Raw genomic sequence first — 17,141 nt, 5'->3', positions numbered from 1 at the left:
TGCAGGATCAGGGGCCCACGCTACGGCGCCTACGGGGCGGGTGGGGGCTCAGTGGTTCCCGTGGCCTGCGGGGACGCCGTGCGGCGCCGCGGCAGGCGGCGGCGCAACAGACGCCACAGGAGCACCAGGAGGGCCGCGGTGGCCAGGAACGGAGCCGTGGCGCCGATCGCCACCATGATCCACCGCAGCATCGTCACGAACGCGTCCCAGCCGCCGCCCAGCGCGTCCAGGAAGCCTGTGTCCCCGTCGGGGTCCTCGGCGCCCGCCTCCGGTTCGCTCAGCTCGAGCGTGACGGTCGCCAGTGTGGTGCGGTCCTTCAGCGACGCCTGCTGGGCCAGGAGCGACTCCAGGTCGGCCTGCCGACTGCTGAGTTCACCCTCCAGCGTCACCACGTCGGTGAGCTTCTCGGCCTTGTCCATCAGGTCGCGGACCCGTGCGACGCTCGCCCGCTGCGTGGCGATCCGGCTCTCGACGTCCACGACCTGCCCGGTGACGTCCTTCGCGTTCGAGGTGCGGGACACCAGCTTCCCGGCGCCCGCGAGGTCGCGCAGCACCTCGTCGTAGCGGGCCTGGGGCACGCGCAGGACGAGGTGGGACACGTCGTGGGTGTCGTCGACCCGTTCCGTGGTCTCCTCGGAGACCAGTCCGCCCGCGCCCTCCGCGACGCCGCGGGCCGCGGCGACCGCCTTCGGCACACTCCTGACCTCGACGTACAGCGTGGCCGTCCGGATGACGTGGACCGCGACCGCGGAGCCCGGATCCGGTGCGGACTTCCCGCCGTCCGAGGGCTTGTCGGCCGCTTCCGCGCCGGCCCCGGCCGCCCGGGGCGCCGCCGCCTTGGAATCGGACATGGCACCGCTGTCGGAGGAGGCCCCGCACGCGCCGGTGGCCATGAGCACCCCGAGCAGTCCCGCGGCTGTCAGAGCGCGTGGAAGGCGGCGGAACGGCCGGGCGGGTGGGTGACTGTCGATGTGGCGTTCGTCGGGCATGAGCGTCCCCCCAGGGCATGTTGTCGATGGTGCCGGTTCGACGTGCCGTACCCGTGCGCGGGTTGCCCACCGGCGGTTTCGAAGTGGTCACGTTCGGGACTCGGGACGGGTTTGAGAGAGTGGACCCATGCAGCGTCCTCTTCAGCGAGACACCACACGCACGGGCCATGCCGTCGTCATCGGCGGTGGCATCGCCGGACTCGCCGCCGCCCACCGGCTGTTGGCCTCCGGTATCCGGGTCACCGTCCTGGAGGCGACCGCGCGGCTCGGCGGCAAGCTGATGACCGGCGAGATCGCCGGCACCCGCGTCGACCTGGGCGCGGAGTCGATGCTCGCGCGCCGGCCCGAAGCGGTCGCGCTCGCCACCGCCGCCGGGCTCGGGGACCGGCTCCGGCCGCCCGCCACGGCCACCGCGTCGGTGTGGACCCGCGACGCGCTCCGCCCCATGCCCAAGGGCCATGTGATGGGTGTGCCGGGCGACCCGGCGGCGCTCGGCGGGGTGCTCTCGCCCGAGGGCCTGGCCAGGATCGCCGAGGAGCGCGACCTGACCCCGACCGCCGTCGGCGACGACGTGGCGGTCGGCAGTTACGTCGCGGACCGGCTCGGCCGCGAGGTCGTCGACCGGCTCGTGGAACCGCTGCTCGGCGGGGTCTACGCCGGGGACGCCTACCGGATCTCGATGCGCGCGGCCGTCCCCCAGCTCTTCGAAGCCGTCAAGGAGGGGGGCCCGCTCCTCGACGGTGTGCTCCGCATCCAGGAGAGGGCCGCCGCACGGCAGCAGACCGGGCCGGTCTTCCAGGGCATCGAGGGGGGCGTCGGCACCCTGCCGGGCGCGGTGGCCGACGCCGTGCGGGCCGCGGGCGGCGAGATCCTTGCCGAGACCCCGGTCCTCGGTCTGACCCGGACGGGCCAGGGATGGGACGTGCGCACCGACAGCCGGGTGATCGCGGCCGACGCGGTCGTCCTGGCCACCCCCGCCTGGTCCGCGTCCACCCTGCTCGCCGCCGAGTGCCCGGCCGCATCCGTCGAGCTCGCCGCCGTCGAGTACGCCTCGATGGCCCTGGTGACCATGGCCTTCCGGCGTTCCGACATCGCGCACACCGAGGCGCTCCACGGCCGTTCGGGCTTCCTCGTGCCGCCCGTCGACGGGCGCACCATCAAGGCCGCCACCTTCTCCAGCAACAAGTGGCAGTGGGTCGCCGACGCGGCCCCCGACCTCTTCGTGCTGCGCACCTCCGTGGGCCGCTACGGCGAGGAGGAGCACCTGCACCGCGAGGACTCCGAGCTGGTCGCCGCGTCCCTGGGCGACCTCGCCACTGCGACCGGGCTGACGGCCCGGCCCGTGGACACCGAGGTCACCCGGTGGATCGGAGGGCTTCCGCAGTACCCCGTGGGGCACCTCGGCCGGGTCTCCCGGATCCGGGACGAGGTGGCGAAGCTGCCCGGTCTGCGGGTGTGCGGAGCGGTGTACGACGGCGTCGGGATCCCGGCCTGCGTGGCGAGCGCGCACCGCGCGGCGGACGAGATCGTCCAGGACCTGACGGCCCCGGCGACGGGGGAGATCGACAACACCCCGACCCGGGTTCGGGGCACGGGGAGCGAGGCGGGACAATAGCCGTATGAGTGCGCCAGAAAAGCTTCCGAACGCAGGCAAGAAGGCCAAGGACCTCAACGAGGTCATCCGCTACACCCTGTGGTCCGTCTTCAGGCTGAAGGACGTCCTTCCGGTCGACCGCGCGGGTTACGCCGACGAGGTCCAGGAGCTGTTCGACCAGCTCGCCGCCAAGGACGTCACGGTCCGAGGCACCTACGACGTGTCCGGCCTCCGGGCCGACGCCGACCTGATGATCTGGTGGCACGCGGAGACCTCGGACGAGCTCCAGGAGGCGTACAACCTCTTCCGGCGCACGAAGCTGGGCCGCGCACTCGAGCCGGTCTGGTCGAACATGGCGCTGCACCGCCCCGCCGAGTTCAACAAGTCGCACGTCCCGGCCTTCCTGGCCGACGAGACCCCGCGCGACTACATCAGCGTGTACCCCTTCGTGCGCAGCTACGACTGGTACCTGCTGCCCGACGAGGACCGCCGCCGTATGCTCGCGGACCACGGCAAGATGGCCCGCGGCTATCCTGACGTGCGGGCCAACACCGTGGCCTCCTTCTCGCTGGGTGACTACGAGTGGGTCCTCGCCTTCGAGGCCGACGAGCTGTACCGCATCGTCGACCTCATGCGCCACCTGCGGGCCTCCGAGGCACGGTTGCACGTCCGTGAAGAGGTCCCGTTCTACACCGGACGCAGGAAGTCCGTCGCAGACTTGGTGGCCGGACTCGCATAGCCAGCGTTTCCGGTCATCCCGACCCGGAAGATCAGTTGGCGGGCAACAGCGCGTGTGACGCCGCCCGTCGTTCCAGCGACACCGGGTCCGGTGCCGGGTACACATCGGCCGACGGCCGGCGAACCGTCGCGGCCCGCAGGGGAGTCAGCCATTCCTCCCTGCGGACCGCCGCTCCTCGCCGAGTCCGGCCGATGTGTCCCGGGCCGAACAACTCGATAGGTACGGCGTCAGGGCCGCCCCCGCCGGGGGCGGCCCTGACGCCGTACGGGTGCGTTCCGGCGGGTCAGCCTGCCGGACGCGCCCCGCTCAGCAGGGCCGCCCTCAGGGCCGGGTCCTCCAGGGCTCCCACGCCCCGTACCGCCACGGCCGCCAGCAGGTCGCGGTCCGCGCCGCGCACCGGTGCGGGCAGCGAGTCCAGCCAGCGCTGCCCCGACGGGGAGGCCCACGGGCTGTACGGGTGGTTCTCCACCCGTGCGATGGCCAGGCAGCCCAGCGTCAGCACCAGCGGCAGACCGAACCAGGCGGCCACCGGCCCCGCATAGCCCGTCTCCTGACCCGGCATCAGCATGGAGACGGCCGCCAGGACCACGACGAGTACGGCGGCGCCCCGCACGGCCCGCACCGCCGACTCCAGACCCGTCCGGGTGCCGTGGGGCACGGCGAGCCCGGAGGCGACGAGGCGGTCGGCGAGGCCGCGCACGGCGTCCGCCGCCGCGGCGGCGGCCCGTATCGGGGCTATCCGGGACTGGCCGTCCGGGCCGATCGCGCGGATCACGGTGCGTTCGACCTCGTCCCGGCCCTCCGGGTCGACGACCGTGGCCCATCCCGTGTGCGCGAGCAGCAGCCGGCGCCGCAGATGCATGGAGACCAGTGCCAGATCGGCCACCCGCTGGGGGCCGCCGGCCAGGAACGCCGTCTCGTAGAGGCTGAGTTCGGGGGAGACGGGCGCCCGTTCGGCACCCTGCGGCCGGTGTGCGGCACCCGCGGTGACGAGACACAGACGGATGCACGACACGGCGGCCGCGCCCCACGCGACGAGAAGAAGCACGACCCAGAGCATGGCCGAGTTCTATGCGAAACCTGCGGTGAAGCGCCACATCGTGTTCACGATATGGACGAATCCCGGTCACGGAAGGTCATCGATGGCTGAATCCGTATGCATGCTGATTCCGCACGAGGGCGGACATGGCACGCCTCAGGAGCTGCCGCCGCAGCTGGAACCGCCCCCGCAGCTCGATCCGCTGCTGCAGCTGGATCCGCCTCCGCCGCCGCAGCTCGATCCGCTGCTGCAGCTGGATCCGCCTCCGCCGCCGCAGCTCGATCCCGAACTGCAGGTGGACCCCGTCCCGGAGTTACCGCCGCTGGAACCGCCGCAGCCGCCCCCGCCGGGGCCTGTCCCCGCACACCACGACACGGGTACGAACGCGGTCACGGCGCCTGCCGAGCCGGAGGACGACGAGGTGCGCCTCGCGGGCCGTTGCCGGGCGGCTGCCACCAACTGCCCCTGGAGCACGGGATCGGGGAGTGCGCCCAGTCCCCGCATGGCCACCAGATGGGCCGGATCGGTCACATGGGCGTTGGCCGCCCGGTGGAGGCCGGCGGCCCCGCGCCCCGCCCCGGTGAGCCGCGCCCTGGCCGAGGCCGCGTTGACCAGACCGATGACGGCCCCGGCCACGAGCGCGGGCAGCACCTTCAGGAAGAAGGGGAACGGGATGTCGCCGTAACCGTCGTGCACGGCGTACTGCGCGACGGTCAGGGCGATGGCGGCCGGAAAACCGATGACGCATCCGATGCCCTGGGTGAGCCCCCACGCGCGGCGGGCCCGGCTCCTGCCCGGTGCGACCAACAGGCCACGGGCCGCGAGGCCGTCACCGATCTCCTGCACCGCCGGGTGACGCATCACGCTCTCCCGCAGGGTGTGCAGGGCGCCGCTCGGGGCCGCTGCCAGCTCCTGGAGCACGGCGCGCTCCACCGCGTCACGGGCCTCCCCGCGCAGGACCGTGACGATGCCGGGTCCACCGATGGCCAGCAGCCCGTCCGTATGCATACGGGTGAGAGCGGTGTCCACCACCCTTGCAGGGCCGCCGCCGAGGAACGCGGCCTCGGACAGGTCGTGCACGTACGCTGCGGTACCGCCGGCCCGTACCCCGGCCTGACGCGTCGCGACGATCAGGAGCGTCGAGGAGACCGCCACCACGAGAGTCACCACAAGTGCGAGCGTGTTCATCGCGGTCACCTTCCGAGGAGCGCGGTGCGGGCTGCGTGGACCAGACGGGCCCCCCGGCGCGGCGGACGAGGGGCGGCGCGCTCCTGCCACCAGCGCGTCAGCCTGCGCCGGGCGGCCTCGTCGGCGGGCCGGTCCGTGACGAGGAGGTGTTCGGCGAAACCGAGCGCGTCGCGGCGGTAACCGGCGGACATCGGCCGGTTCCTGGCGTACGCGAGGAACGCCTCGCGGTAGCCGGCGCCGAGGATCGCGGGCAGCTCCGGTGCGACCTTGGCGACGACATCGGCCCGCTTCGCGGCCAGGGCCCGGCTCTGGACCCCCAGCCGCCGTCGGTCGAAGCCGTCCGGCGACGGGGTGCCGGCCACCAGGGCCGAGAGCAGCGCGGTCTGCGACAGGCCGGTCCGCTCGCGGGCCCCCGCGGCGCGGGGCGAGGGCTCGGGGGCCCGGGCGGGCCGCCGCCGCTCCGCCCGGGGCCCCGCGGCGGCGGAGGCCAGAGTGCCGCGGATCGCCTTCAGTTCGCGGGCCAGTTCCTCGGCCGGCGGGAAGTCGTCGTCGCGCTCCAGGAGGACGCCGGGCGGATCGACGCGGGAACGCAGCCGGCTCAGCACGTCGAGTACGGGCCGTGTCACGGGGTGGGCGTGCGTGTCGTGCCATACGCCGTCCTTCTCGACGCCGCCCGCCACATGGACGTACGCGACGGCTTCCACCGGGAGCTCGTCGAGGGCGGTCGATGGGTCCTCGCCGCGGTTGACGTGATTGGTGTGCAGATTGGCGACGTCGATCAGCAGGCGTACGCCGGTGCGCTCGACCAGTTCGGCGAGGAACTGCCCCTCGGTCATCTCCTCGCCGGGCCAGGAGATCAGCGCCGCGATGTTCTCCAGCGCCAGCGGCACGGGCAGCGAGTCCTGGGCGATCCGCACGTTCTCGCAGAGCACGTCCAGCGCGTCCCAGGTCCGTGGGACCGGGAGCAGATGCCCGGCCTCCAGGACCGGCGAGGCGCTGAGTGGCCCTCCGGCACGTACGAACGCGATGTGCTCCGTCACCAGGGGGGTGCCGAGCAGTTCGGCCCGCGCCGCGAGGCCCGCGAGACGGCCGGGGTCGGGGCGGCCGGCTCCGCCCAGGCCCAGCGAGACACCGTGCGGGACGACCGTGACCCCGCGCTCCCGGAGCCGCACCAGGGACTCGGGGAGGTGGTCCGCGCAGAGGTTCTCCGCGACGGCCTCCACCCAGTCGATCCCCGGCAGTGCCTCGACCGCGTCCGCGATCTCCGGCCGCCATCCGATACCGATTCCCAGCCTCATGGTGTCCCCTCCCCGTTCCCTGCAGGGGTGATGGCCCCGCCGAGCGCGGGTCAACCCGCGAGGGGGGACGTTCAGAGCTCGATTTGAGGTTCCCGGACGGGGCCGGAATGCTCCGTTATTCGATCGTGACATGTTCGGCGGGCCGGTCGGCACCCCGCCGACCTGCGGAAACGAGGAGCAACGCAGATATGCCGACGAGCCGGACACTCCGGATTAATTCCATGGTCTGTTGACGAAGATCAACAGGCGTTCGCATGCTGATCCGCGCCACCTGTGACGGCTCCGACCCGACCGAACCGGCAGGCCCGCCGGCGGCCGTCCCGGAGGGCGGAGGAGCCCTTCTGCCGGAAGCCCTCGAACCCCGGACGAACGAAGGAGTGTCTGACTGATGACCAGCACCGAGAACAGGACCGGTCTTGACCGGCGGTCCCTGCTGGCCCGTGCGGCCGGTGTCGGGGCCGCGGCGGCCCTTCCCGTCGCCGCCGCGCCGGGCGCGCAGGCCTCGGCCGCACCCGCTTCCGCCGCCCGCACCCCCGCCGCGTCGAAGCGGCGGTACCCGGCGAACTGGCCCGACCCCGAGCCCTACGGCGTCGCGGACACCCGGGCCGACCTGTGGCCCCGTGACGACAACTCGTTCGTCCTCCCGCTGGAGCTCCGCCCCCGTGACAAGGAGCGCGGAGTGGTGTGGATGCGGGACACCTACGTCAACTGCTTCGTCGTCGACGGCCGTCCGCTGTACGTCGCCACGGGTACCACCCGGGTGCCCGGCCTCGAAGCGGCCGGTCCCTGGAACGACGGCATCTTCGTCTGGACGGCACGCTCGCTCGAGGGGCCGTGGAAGCTGGCCGACACCACACGGATCCGTCCCGGCGCCGAGAAGGGCAAGGTGTGGTCGCCCGAGTTCACGGCCGAGAACCGGCCCGGGCGAACCGTCGTCGCACCGTGGCAGGAGTACTGGTACGACGAGCAGTTCGGCAAGCGCGGCCAGGCCTGGGCCCCGGAACTGCACCACTTCCGCGGGAAGTGGTACATGGTCGCGTGCATGGGCGACCACTCCAGGAAGGTCGGCTCGTTCATGCTCGTGAGCGAGGGCGGGGTCGAAGGCCCGTACAGGCTCGTCGAGGGCAACCTGGAGAAGCCGTTCGGCGACTCGTTCATCGGGGGGCCGAGCTTCATCGCGCCCGGCGCCTACCACCACATCGACGGCAGCCTCTACTCCGAGGGCCGCGACGCGTGGCTGGTGCTGCACAACAACCTGTACGCGAAGTTCCGTGACGACATGGAGGACATCGTCACGACGACGGACCTCCCCGTGTTCCGGCAGACGCCGTACACGCCCGAGCCGTACCTCGAAGGCGCCTACGTGTTCAAGCACGGGGGGAAGTACTTCCTCCTGCACGCGGCCTGGGACCGGACGTCGGTCAACGCGGACGGCACCCCCCGGCACGCGTACGACGTGGGCGGCACCGGACGCGTGCAGTACCAGTACGACGCCGTCGCCGCCGTCTCGGACAGCTTCGAGGGTCCCTACTCCGAGCGCTGGACCGTCGGTGTCGGCGCGGGGCACAACAACTTCTTCGAGGACTCCCGCGGTGACCTGTGGGCGACGTTCTTCCGGAATCCGAACTTCGGCTACTGGTCCAACCCGTCGCGCCTCGCCGACGCCGCGGTACCCGGTGTCGTACGCGTGGAATGGACCGGCCCGAAGGGCAACCGCCTCTACGCCGAGCGCCGGGCCCGCGGCTGAACCCGTCGCTCCGGTGGCGGGACGGCGGGGGCCTTACGGCTGAGGCAGCGGTGCCATCGTCGGTGGCACCGGGCGGGACGTGAACGACTGGTCTCCGCTCGGAGTCACCGGCACCGGGACCTGCGGGACGCCACCGCCCGATGACACCGGCGGCCCCGACGGGCTCGCCGTGGACGCGCCCGCCGCCTCACGCGCCAGGCCGTCGAAGTCGACGAACCCGGTGCGCTCCAGCATGGTGATGTGGTCGAGCACCGTCTGGTTGGCGTCCGAGGCGAGCTGCCGGATCAGCGAGTTGCGTGTGGTGTGCCGGACCTGCGCGATCAGCGCGAACACCTTGCCGTGCGCCGCGCGCAGGAGGTTGGCGAACTTCTGCTCGTACTCCTGGCCACCGGCGGCGGTCAGCTCGTCGAGCCAGCCCTGCTGCTGTTGCGTGGGCTGGTTCGGGAGTTCCACGCCGAGCTTGGACGCCACGTCGCGGGCCCGCCGGTCCAGGTCCGTGTGGCCGACCACCAGGTGGTCACCGGCGAGCTTCACCCCCTCGCTCGGCGCGCGCTCGATGGCCTGCTGCCCGGCAGGCAGTTCCCACAGACCGGCGAGGCGCACCTTGACCAGGAAGTCCCGGTCGGTCGCGGAGAGCGGGCCCCACTGGGTGGCCACACTGGACGCGTTCAGATTGGCCTCACCGGTACCGGAGCGGTCGGCGTAGGACCACACGGGGAAGGCGAGCGCGCCGAGCGTGGCGACCAGCGCCGCGATGATCAGGGCCGTTCCGTTGATGCGTCGCAGCAAGATGTCTCCCGGGCCGATGCGTGACAGCGTCGAATCAACCGCCGACCGACTTGTCGCACAACCCACTTGGCGGTGAAGCCGATACGGCGGCACGGGGAGATACGTAGGCCGGCGCGGGGATGTTCAACCGGGCGGGAAACCGGGCGGGAAAACGGACGGGAAGCCGGGCGGGAAGCCGGGCGCAGACGACGTCGCTGCGCCTGACACCCCGTCCCCGGCGGTTCAGCGGCGCAGGGCGGGGTGGTCGGCGACTACCGTGCAGGAGCCCGGAGCGATCTCGGTGAACCCCGCGTCCCTCACCACCGGCAGTCCGCTCGCGGTCAGTTCGCGCCAGCGGGCCGGGCCAGGGGTACCGACGGAGAGCGGGAAGCCGGCCTCGCGCCACGCCTTGCGCTCGGTTTCCGACAGCTCCCACCAGGCGAGCTGCGCCCCGTGCCCCACCTGGGCCATCGCCTTGCCCGCCGACATGCCGACGTCCGGATTCATCCAGAGCACCGGGCCCGCGGGATCGGGTGAGGGCGGGGCCTCGGGGTCCTCCAGCTCCGTCCCCGACACCTGGAGCTTGGCCAGCTCCTTGGGCCAGCCGTCCAGCGGCACGGGCGGGAACACCCGCACCTCCGCGTGCTCGCCCGTGACCGTGATCCCGGGGAGCGTGGACGCCTTGCGCCACTCGGCACCGCGCGCCCGCCGCACCACCTTTCGGATCCGGGCGTCCTGCCAGTCGCCCATCACCTGGGCCCACTCGCCCTCGGCGCCACCCTCCTGCTCACCGAGCGAGCGCGGGTCGGCAAGGATCGTGAGCACCGCGCGGGCGGCGGTCACCAGAGCGTCGTTACGCGCCGGGGGGTCGGTCTTCTCGAGGCGCACCACCAGCGGCAGAACGAACTGAGGGGCCTCGTCACGGGCCGTCGGCTCCATACGGAAAGGGCCGTCGGCGGGGGCCTCGGGCGCTGCGGGAAGGGGGCCGGAAATGCTGTCGCTGCTCACACCCCCCAGTCTGCCAGGCCCCGCGACCCCCGTTCTTGGCGGAACAGAGGACTCCGGGTGAGGATGCACGGCATGAAGAGCGACCTCTTTTCCAGTGAGCACACGGCGCAGCCGGCCACCGCCCCCGGTATGACCCTGCAGAACACCAAATCGATCAAGTACGCAGTCAACGGTGAGATGCACGCGCGTCAGGGCTCGATGATCGCCTTCCGGGGCAATCTCCAGTTCGAACGCAAGGGCCAGGGCATAGGCGGCATGCTCAAGCGCGCGGTGACGGGCGAGGGCCTGGCCCTCATGGCGGTCACCGGCCAGGGCGAGGCGTGGTTCGCCCACGAGGCCGCCAACTGCTTCATCGTGGACATGGAGCAGGGAGACGTCCTGACGGTCAACGGCCGCAACGTCCTCTGTTTCGACTCCAGCCTGTCCTACGAGATCAAGACGGTGAAGGGTGCCGGGATGACCGGTGGCGGCCTCTTCAACAGCGTCTTCAGCGGCTACGGAAAACTCGGCCTGATCTGCGACGGCACTCCCATCGTGATCCCCGTCACCGCACAGCAGCCGGTGTACGTCGACACGGACGCGGTCGTCGGCTGGAGCGCGCAGCTCTCGACCTCGCTGCACCGCTCGCAGAGCTTCGGCTCGATGGTGCGAGGCGGATCCGGCGAGGCGGTCCAGCTGATGCTCCAGGGCGAGGGGTTCGTGATCGTACGGCCCAGCGAGCTCAAGCAGGAGAAGGCGTCGGCCCATTGATCCTGCGAGGTGCGGGCCGGCGGTACGGCCTGCGCGGTCCGTGGGTGCTGCGCGGCCTCGACCTGGAACTGCCCGCGCGGACCCTGGTCCGGATCGAGGGCGCCAACGGTGCGGGCAAGTCGACCCTCCTGCGCCTGCTCGCCGGCATCGACGCGCCGACCGAGGGCAGCGTCACGGGCCGGCCGCGAACGGCGTACGTTCCCGAGCGTTTCCCTCCGGCGCTGCCGTTCACCGCTGCCGGCTACCTCGTGCACATGGGCCGGGTCCACGGGCTCCCGGCCGACGAGGCCGCCGCCCGGGCCCAGGAGTGGCTGACACGGTTCGGGGCCGCGGAGCACGCCCGCACACCCCTCGCGGAGCTCTCCAAGGGGACCAGCCAGAAGGTCGCCGTCGCCCAGGCGCTCCTCGCCGAGCCGGACCTCCTCGTCCTGGACGAGGCGTGGACCGGGCTGGACACAGCCGCCCGCGACGAACTGGACCTGGCCGTCGCCGAGCGGGTCGCCGACGGCGCCACAGTGGTGTTCGTCGACCACGACCCGCGACGGCTCGCCGGGGCGGCCGGTGTCTCCCACCGGCTGGCGGGCCGCACCCTGCACACGGCGGTGACCCCGGCCGCCGATCACGGCCCGCGTGTCCGGATCGAGGCGACGGGCCCGCCGTCCGCCGCGCTTCCGCCCGTGCTGCCGGGCGCGCCGACGGTGGAGAGGGACACCGCGAACCCGGCCGCCGCCGTCCGCCTCACGACCACCGCGGCGCACTCGGACGCCCTGCTCGGCGCTCTGCTCACGGCCCGGCCGCCCTGGCACATCACGGGCCTCTCACAGCTCCCCGGCGATGACGTGGTGCCCCTTCCCGCTCCCGGAGCCGGGCCGGCGGCAGCCGCCGCCCCGGCCGGGGACACCGCTCCGCGCCAGGCCCGCCGGTCCGGGCCCCCGCTGCGTGCCACAGCAGCCCTGACGCGCTACCGGATCGCACTGCTGGGACGATCCCAGCGCTGGCTCGCGCCCCTCCTCCTGTACGTGGCCGTCCTCGGCGTCGGTATCCGTGCCGGTCAGCCCCTCCTCGACTCGCTCGGTTACGCCGCGGCGACCGTGCTCCCCCTGTCCGCCTGGCTCGTGCGGCTCTGCGTCACCCAGGAGCCGCCCGCCGCCCGGAACGTCGCCGCCTGCGCCGTCGGACCGGCGCGCGCCCACTGCGCCTCCCTGCTCGCCGGTCTGGGATGCGCACTCGCCCTGGGCTGCGCGGGCACCGGGATCGTGCTGCTGATCAGCGAACCGATCAGCACCGACCGCACGGTCGCCGTGCCACTCCTGCCCGCCGCCCTCGCCGGACTCCTCGTCGCCGTGTGCTGCGCCCTGACGGGAGCGGCGGTCGGGGCGCTCTGCGCGCGGCCGGTCCTGCACCGCCACGGCTGGTCGCTCGCCGCGACCCTGCTCGGCGCACTGCTCGTCCTCGTGACCGACGGCTCACCCGCGAAGGCCGCGGTGACGGGCCTCGTCTCCGGTTCGCTGACGGGCGCGGTCCGTATTCCGTTCCTGCCACTGGCGGTAGCCGTCGTCGTGGCGGTCGCGGTGGCCGCCCTCACGTCCCGGCTCGCGGCCCTGCGCGGGTGAGTACGCTCATGGGCATGAACGATGCGTACTGCGAGACGCCGACGCCGGCCCCCGCACCCTCGGACGCGGGCCCGCCCTACGCGGAGTGCGTGCTGTGCCGGAAGCCGACCGAATACCCGGAGGCGACGAAGGGCAGCACCCTCTGCCCGGTCTGTGCCTGGCAGGAGGCGGGACGCACCGCCTGCTCCGGCTGACACGCGGACTCGCTGACACGCGGACACGCGGACACACGCGGACAGGCTGACCGTGCTCAGCCGCGCATCAGCTCGGAGACCTTCACGAATCGGTAGCCGCGCTCGCGCAGTTCGGGCACGATCCGGCGCAGGGCGTCGTCGGTGACGGGCGCCGCGCTGCGGGTGCAGTGCATGACGACCAGCGACCCCGGCTCCACCCCCTCCAGCACCTGTTCGGCCACCGCGTCCGCGTCGGTGGCGAAGGCGTCACCGCTGACCACGTCCCACTGGACCGCGGTCACCCCCGTCGGTGCCAGTGCTTTCAGCGACGCGTCGTCGTAACAGCCGCCGGGGAAGCGGAAGTAGGGCACGACATGGCGAGCGCCCGTCTTCCGGATCGCCGTGAACGCCCGCTCCACGTCCGCCCGCATGTCTTCCGCCGCGACCGTCGGCAGCCCGTAGCAGGGGGAGGAGAAGGCGTGGTGGCTGAACGAGTGGTTGGCGATCTCGAAGAGGGGATCGGTGCCGATCGAACGGGCCTGGTCCGGATACTCCTGCGCCCATCTGCCGGTCATGAAGACCGTCGACGGGACCTCCAGCCGGCGCAGCGACGCGATCAGTCCGGGGTTGTCGAAGTGCTCGCCCTCGGCGGCGCGCTGCCCCTGGTCCGCCGTCATGTCCGCGTCGAAGGTCAGCGCCACCACCTTGTCCGCCGCGCCTGCCCCGTCGCGCCCGGTGGAGCCGGTGGCACGTCGTTCGAAGACCGGCGTGAGACCGCCGGGCCCCGGGGCCAGCACGGGCGGACCGCTCTCCGGCGCCCGCGACGGGGCCCGCGGCGGCGAAGGGGCCGCCGTGGGCCCCGTCGCGGGCTTCTCGGAGGCCGTCGGACGAACGGCCGTCCCGGCGCGGGTGGCCTCAGGGCTTGCGCAGCCGGCCAGCACCCCGCCCATGACGGTCAGGACGATCATCGCTCGAACGGATTTGATCACTGGAGGACGCTAGCTGATGATTAATCAGATAATCCTCATGGCACTCCGGCCGTCCGGGACACGGACGGCCGGATCACCCGTCTGCCCGCGCCGGTATCAGCGCCAGGGGCCCGTCACCGCGAACGTCGTCCCCGGCGTGTAGCAGTTCACGAACATCGTCGCGCCGTCCGGCGAGAACGTGACGCCCGCGAACTCGCCCCACTCCGGATCCTCGTCCGTCCCGATGTTCTGCCGTCCCCGTGCCATCGCGTAGACCTCGCCGCGCCTGGTCACCCCCAGCACGTGCTGCGCGCCGCCGCCGTCCTCACAGACCATCAGCCCGCCTCCGGCCGCGAGGCAGATGTTGTCCGGGGACTCGCCCGGCAGCTGGACGTCGGTGTCGGGGCCGAAGACGATCACCAGCGTGAGCCGGCGCCGCTTCGGCTCGTACCGCCACACCTGGCCGAAGTGGTCGGCGGCCGACCCCTCCGAGCTGTGCGCGAAGCTGGAGACGAAGTACACCGAGGAACCGCCCCAGTAGCAGCCCTCCAGCTTCTGGGCGTGCGTGATGCCCTTCGCCCCGAAGTCCTGGTGCCGGATCGGTGTCTCCGCGGCCTGCGGATCCGGTACGGGGACCCACTCGATCCGGTCGAACGTCGCACCCGTCTCCTGGATCACGGAGAGGTCGGGCACCCCGGGCACCCGCATCGCCTCCAGCGCACCGCCGGCCCGCAGCGACCCCCTTCCGCCGAGCGGCTTCTCGGGGAGGAAGCGGTAGAAGAGCCCGAACGGCTTCTCGAACGCGTCCTCCGTCTCGTAGACGATGCCGTTCCGCGGGTCGATCGCGACGGCCTCGTGCTGGAAACGACCCATCGCGGTCAGGGGGACGGCCCCGGTGCGGCGCGGATCGGCACCGTCCACCTCGAAGACGAAACCGTGGTCCTTCGTGTAGCCGTTGGTGCCGGCCTTGTCCTCGGTCTCCTCGCAGGTCAGCCAGGTGTTCCAGGGGGTGGGCCCACCCGCGCAGTTGACGGCCGTACCCGCGATGGCGACGCGCTCGCCGCGTACGTTGCCCCGGCCGTCGAGTTCGAGGGCCGTGCAGCCGCCCTTGCCCATGGGGTCATAGGTCAGGCCCTCGACCGTGGGGACGGCGATCTTTCCCGTGACGCGGTTCTCGTGGTTGCGCACGAGATGGACCCGGCCGGCGGAACCCGCGAAGGCGGCCATGCCGTCGTGGTTGCTGGGAACCAGGCCCTCGCCCGAGCGGAGCGGATCGCCCTCCCGGGAGAGCACCCGGTAGCGGAATCCTTTCGGCAGGTCGAGCAGGCCGTCGGGGTCCGGCACGAGGGGCCCGTAGCCGCTGTGGCCACGGGCGTCGGCGGTGCCGGAGAAGAGTTCGGTGAAGGCCCCGGTGAAAGCGACCGAGGCGGCGGTCGCGGCGCTGCCGGCCAGGACCTGTCGTCGTGTTGCGAGTCGTCGAGGTGCGGATGACATGAGGCAACTCCCTGTTGGCGGACAGGTGAAGTGACCCGCATGTGTGTACCACGCATGGTGGCGCGCGGGAACCATGCGGGCCACGGTGCCCCCTGTGTCCCCGGGGCGGACGGCGCACCGGGGACGGGTGGGATCAGGCCAGCGACGCGGTGAGCGTGATGGTGGTGCCCGTGAGCGCCTGACTGACCGGGCAGTTCGCCTTGGCGTCCTCCGCGGCCTTCACGAAGCCCGCCTCGTCCAGACCCGGAACCTCGCCCTCCACCGTGAGGTGGATGCCGGTGATCCCGGTGCCGGGCTGGAAGGTGACCTCGGCCTGGGTGTTCAGCCGGGTCGGCGGGGTGCCCGCCGTGGCCAGGCCGTTGGACAGCGCCATCGAGAAGCAGCTGGAGTGCGCGGCGGCGATGAGCTCCTCCGGACTGGTCTTTCCGTTCGCCTTCTCGGCGCGCGACGGCCAGGAGACGGGGTACTCCCCGATCCCGGAGGAGTCGAGGGTGACAACACCCTTGCCCTCGAGCAGGTTGCCTTCCCAGACCGTGTGCGCCTGACGCGTGGTAGCCATGCTGGATCCCTTCGAACGGTGTGCTCGGTCATCCGGACGTACGCGGCACCCGCAGGCACCCGTACGCCCTTCGCCCCCGAACCTACTGCCCCACCAGTCCCTTTGCGTCACGTGCCAGTGCAGTCAGCCGGGAGATGGCCCGGAAGTACTTCTTGCGGTACCCGCCGTTCAGCATCTCGTCGCTGAACAGCCGGTCGAAGGGCAGCCCGGAGGCGAGCACCGGGACCTCGCGGTCGTACAGCCGGTCCGCGAGGACCACGAGGCGCAGAGCCGTCGACTGGTCGGGCACCGCCTGCACATCGGTGAGGCAGACCGCCGTGATCCCGTCCGTCAGCGCTCCGTACCGGCTCGGGTGCACCTTGGCGAGGTGGCCGAGCAGGGCCGGGAAGTCGTCGAGCGAGGCGCCGGCGGTCGCGTACGCGGCCCTGGTCACCTGGTCGTCGGAGTACGGCGGCGGCGCCTCGGGCAGTCCGCGGTGGCGGTAGTCCTCGCCGTCGATCCGCAGGGGCCGGAAGTGCGAGGACAGCCCCTGGATCTCGCGGAGGAAGTCGACGGCCGCGAAACGGCCCTCGCCGAGCTTGCCGGGCAGCGTGTTCGAGGTGGCGGCCAGCGCGACGCCCGCCTCGACGAGCCTGCCGAGCAGGGACGACACCAGGACGGTGTCGCCCGGGTCGTCCAGCTCGAATTCGTCGATGCAGAGCAGCCGGTGCCCGCTCAGGGTCTGCACGGTCTGCTGGAAGCCCAGCGCTCCGACGAGGTTCGTCAGCTCGACGAAGGTGCCGAAGGCCTTGAGCGAGGGCGCGGCCGGGGTGGCGTGCCAGAGGGAGGCCAGCAGGTGCGTCTTGCCGACGCCGTACCCACCGTCGAGATAGACCCCGCGGGGCCCGGTGGGCGCCACGGGCTTCCTGCCGAACCACTTGCGCTTGCCGGTGCCCGTGGCGTGCGCCCCGCCGAGCCCGGCGGCGAAGGAGCCGAGCACCTGGACGGCCTCGGTCTGGCTCGGCTGGTTCGGGTCGGGCACGTACGTATCGAAGCGCACCGAGTCGAAGCGCGGCGGCGGCACCATCTCCGCGACCAGCCGGTCGGCGGGGACGCGCGGTTCGAGGGCGCACAGGGACTGCGGGGCCGTTTCGGCTATGGGGCTCTGCCCCGGCACGGCTGTGGAGGACGACACAACTCTCCACCTTAAGGCCTCTCCCGGAAGGCCTCCCGCG

Annotated in this window: 15 protein-coding genes and 1 pseudogene; 6 read left to right on the top strand and 10 right to left on the bottom strand. The window is 72.4% G+C overall.

Annotation, left to right across the window (positions count from 1 at the left end):
* Window positions 1-29 precede the first annotated feature (29 nt).
* Entirely contained in the window at window positions 30-989 is a 960-nt protein-coding gene (locus P8A20_RS06700; protein WP_147959961.1) for a DUF4349 domain-containing protein, read from the bottom strand.
* Window positions 990-1,116: 127 nt separating this feature from the next.
* On the opposite strand from P8A20_RS06700, the gene hemG reads away from it, so the two are divergent.
* Window positions 1,117-2,604 carry a protoporphyrinogen oxidase gene (gene hemG, locus P8A20_RS06695; RefSeq protein ID WP_306103059.1) on the top strand — a complete coding sequence of 496 codons (1,488 nt, stop codon included), beginning with the start codon at window positions 1,117-1,119 and terminating at the stop codon, window positions 2,602-2,604.
* A gap of 4 nt (window positions 2,605-2,608) precedes the next feature.
* Window positions 2,609-3,322, top strand: a complete 714-nt coding sequence (gene hemQ / locus P8A20_RS06690; protein ID WP_147959963.1) for a hydrogen peroxide-dependent heme synthase — start codon at window positions 2,609-2,611, stop codon at window positions 3,320-3,322.
* A gap of 283 nt (window positions 3,323-3,605) precedes the next feature.
* Here hemQ and P8A20_RS06685 read toward each other — a convergent pair whose 3' ends face one another.
* From P8A20_RS06685 to P8A20_RS06675, 3 genes are all read right to left on the bottom strand, one after another.
* Entirely contained in the window at window positions 3,606-4,382 is a 777-nt protein-coding gene (locus tag P8A20_RS06685) for a TIGR04222 domain-containing membrane protein (protein ID WP_147959964.1), read from the bottom strand.
* Between the two features lie 135 nt (window positions 4,383-4,517).
* On the bottom strand, window positions 4,518-5,549 hold the full coding sequence (locus tag P8A20_RS06680) for a TIGR04222 domain-containing membrane protein (protein WP_306103058.1): 1,032 nt from the start codon (window positions 5,547-5,549) through the stop codon (window positions 4,518-4,520).
* Between the two features lie 5 nt (window positions 5,550-5,554).
* The gene (locus P8A20_RS06675; protein WP_306103057.1) at window positions 5,555-6,847 is read right to left on the bottom strand and encodes an MbnB/TglH/ChrH family RiPP precursor modification enzyme; all 1,293 of its coding nucleotides are present in this window, start codon (window positions 6,845-6,847) and stop codon (window positions 5,555-5,557) included.
* A gap of 388 nt (window positions 6,848-7,235) precedes the next feature.
* Here P8A20_RS06675 and P8A20_RS06670 point away from each other — a divergent pair, with 388 nt between their 5' ends.
* A complete protein-coding gene (locus P8A20_RS06670; RefSeq protein ID WP_147959967.1) occupies window positions 7,236-8,594 on the top strand; it encodes a family 43 glycosylhydrolase in 1,359 nt (452 codons plus the stop codon).
* Between the two features lie 33 nt (window positions 8,595-8,627).
* Here P8A20_RS06670 and P8A20_RS06665 read toward each other — a convergent pair whose 3' ends face one another.
* Both P8A20_RS06665 and P8A20_RS06660 read right to left on the bottom strand, forming a co-directional pair.
* Window positions 8,628-9,380 (bottom strand): DUF4142 domain-containing protein, encoded by a 753-nt coding sequence (locus P8A20_RS06665; protein WP_187282197.1) that lies wholly within the window; start codon window positions 9,378-9,380, stop codon window positions 8,628-8,630.
* Window positions 9,381-9,605: 225 nt separating this feature from the next.
* The gene (locus tag P8A20_RS06660; RefSeq protein ID WP_261988726.1) at window positions 9,606-10,301 is read right to left on the bottom strand and encodes an aminoacyl-tRNA hydrolase; all 696 of its coding nucleotides are present in this window, start codon (window positions 10,299-10,301) and stop codon (window positions 9,606-9,608) included.
* Between the two features lie 141 nt (window positions 10,302-10,442).
* Here P8A20_RS06660 and P8A20_RS06655 point away from each other — a divergent pair, with 141 nt between their 5' ends.
* The 3 genes and pseudogenes from P8A20_RS06655 to P8A20_RS06645 all read left to right on the top strand — a co-directional run bounded on the left by P8A20_RS06655 (window position 10,443) and on the right by P8A20_RS06645 (window position 12,927).
* Window positions 10,443-11,120, top strand: coding sequence for an AIM24 family protein (locus tag P8A20_RS06655; RefSeq protein WP_147959970.1), 678 nt, complete (start codon window positions 10,443-10,445; stop codon window positions 11,118-11,120).
* Window positions 11,121-11,164: 44 nt separating this feature from the next.
* Window positions 11,165-11,681: pseudogene (locus P8A20_RS38645) on the top strand (ATP-binding cassette domain-containing protein); the annotation flags it as partial.
* Window positions 11,682-12,747: 1,066 nt separating this feature from the next.
* Window positions 12,748-12,927, top strand: a complete 180-nt coding sequence (locus P8A20_RS06645; RefSeq protein ID WP_147959971.1) for a hypothetical protein — start codon at window positions 12,748-12,750, stop codon at window positions 12,925-12,927.
* A 56-nt stretch (window positions 12,928-12,983) separates the two neighbouring features.
* Here the strand turns inward: P8A20_RS06645 and P8A20_RS06640 are convergent, their stop codons facing one another.
* The 4 genes from P8A20_RS06640 to zapE form a co-directional block, all read right to left on the bottom strand.
* Window positions 12,984-13,874, bottom strand: a complete 891-nt coding sequence (locus tag P8A20_RS06640) for a polysaccharide deacetylase family protein (RefSeq protein ID WP_306105125.1) — start codon at window positions 13,872-13,874, stop codon at window positions 12,984-12,986.
* A 117-nt stretch (window positions 13,875-13,991) separates the two neighbouring features.
* Window positions 13,992-15,368, bottom strand: coding sequence for an alkaline phosphatase PhoX (locus tag P8A20_RS06635; RefSeq protein WP_306103056.1), 1,377 nt, complete (start codon window positions 15,366-15,368; stop codon window positions 13,992-13,994).
* A 133-nt stretch (window positions 15,369-15,501) separates the two neighbouring features.
* Window positions 15,502-15,927, bottom strand: a complete 426-nt coding sequence (locus P8A20_RS06630; RefSeq protein WP_015579261.1) for an OsmC family protein — start codon at window positions 15,925-15,927, stop codon at window positions 15,502-15,504.
* A gap of 82 nt (window positions 15,928-16,009) precedes the next feature.
* The gene (zapE, locus tag P8A20_RS06625; RefSeq protein ID WP_147959973.1) at window positions 16,010-17,101 is read right to left on the bottom strand and encodes a cell division protein ZapE; all 1,092 of its coding nucleotides are present in this window, start codon (window positions 17,099-17,101) and stop codon (window positions 16,010-16,012) included.
* Between the last annotated feature and the right edge of the window lie 40 nt (window positions 17,102-17,141).

Origin of the sequence: Streptomyces sp. Alt3 (assembly GCF_030719215.1) — a bacterium.
GTDB lineage: Bacteria > Actinomycetota > Actinomycetes > Streptomycetales > Streptomycetaceae > Streptomyces > Streptomyces glycanivorans.
The sequence above is the reverse complement of the archived record's forward strand: the minus strand, read 5'-3'. Positions and strand labels throughout refer to the sequence as shown.

Bases quoted from the DNA above. Each gene is read 5' to 3' on its own strand.
- P8A20_RS06700 (WP_147959961.1), bottom strand. From the start codon at position 989: ATGCCCGACGAACGCCACATCGACAGTCACCCACCCGCCCGGCCGTTC.
- hemG (WP_306103059.1), top strand. From the start codon at position 1,117: ATGCAGCGTCCTCTTCAGCGAGACACCACACGCACGGGCCATGCCGTC.
- hemQ (WP_147959963.1), top strand. From the start codon at position 2,609: ATGAGTGCGCCAGAAAAGCTTCCGAACGCAGGCAAGAAGGCCAAGGAC.
- P8A20_RS06685 (WP_147959964.1), bottom strand. From the start codon at position 4,382: ATGCTCTGGGTCGTGCTTCTTCTCGTCGCGTGGGGCGCGGCCGCCGTG.
- P8A20_RS06680 (WP_306103058.1), bottom strand. From the start codon at position 5,549: ATGAACACGCTCGCACTTGTGGTGACTCTCGTGGTGGCGGTCTCCTCG.
- P8A20_RS06675 (WP_306103057.1), bottom strand. From the start codon at position 6,847: ATGAGGCTGGGAATCGGTATCGGATGGCGGCCGGAGATCGCGGACGCG.
- P8A20_RS06670 (WP_147959967.1), top strand. From the start codon at position 7,236: ATGACCAGCACCGAGAACAGGACCGGTCTTGACCGGCGGTCCCTGCTG.
- P8A20_RS06660 (WP_261988726.1), bottom strand. From the start codon at position 10,301: ATGGAGCCGACGGCCCGTGACGAGGCCCCTCAGTTCGTTCTGCCGCTG.
- P8A20_RS06655 (WP_147959970.1), top strand. From the start codon at position 10,443: ATGAAGAGCGACCTCTTTTCCAGTGAGCACACGGCGCAGCCGGCCACC.
- P8A20_RS06645 (WP_147959971.1), top strand. From the start codon at position 12,748: ATGAACGATGCGTACTGCGAGACGCCGACGCCGGCCCCCGCACCCTCG.
- P8A20_RS06640 (WP_306105125.1), bottom strand. From the start codon at position 13,874: ATGATCGTCCTGACCGTCATGGGCGGGGTGCTGGCCGGCTGCGCAAGC.
- P8A20_RS06635 (WP_306103056.1), bottom strand. From the start codon at position 15,368: ATGTCATCCGCACCTCGACGACTCGCAACACGACGACAGGTCCTGGCC.
- P8A20_RS06630 (WP_015579261.1), bottom strand. From the start codon at position 15,927: ATGGCTACCACGCGTCAGGCGCACACGGTCTGGGAAGGCAACCTGCTC.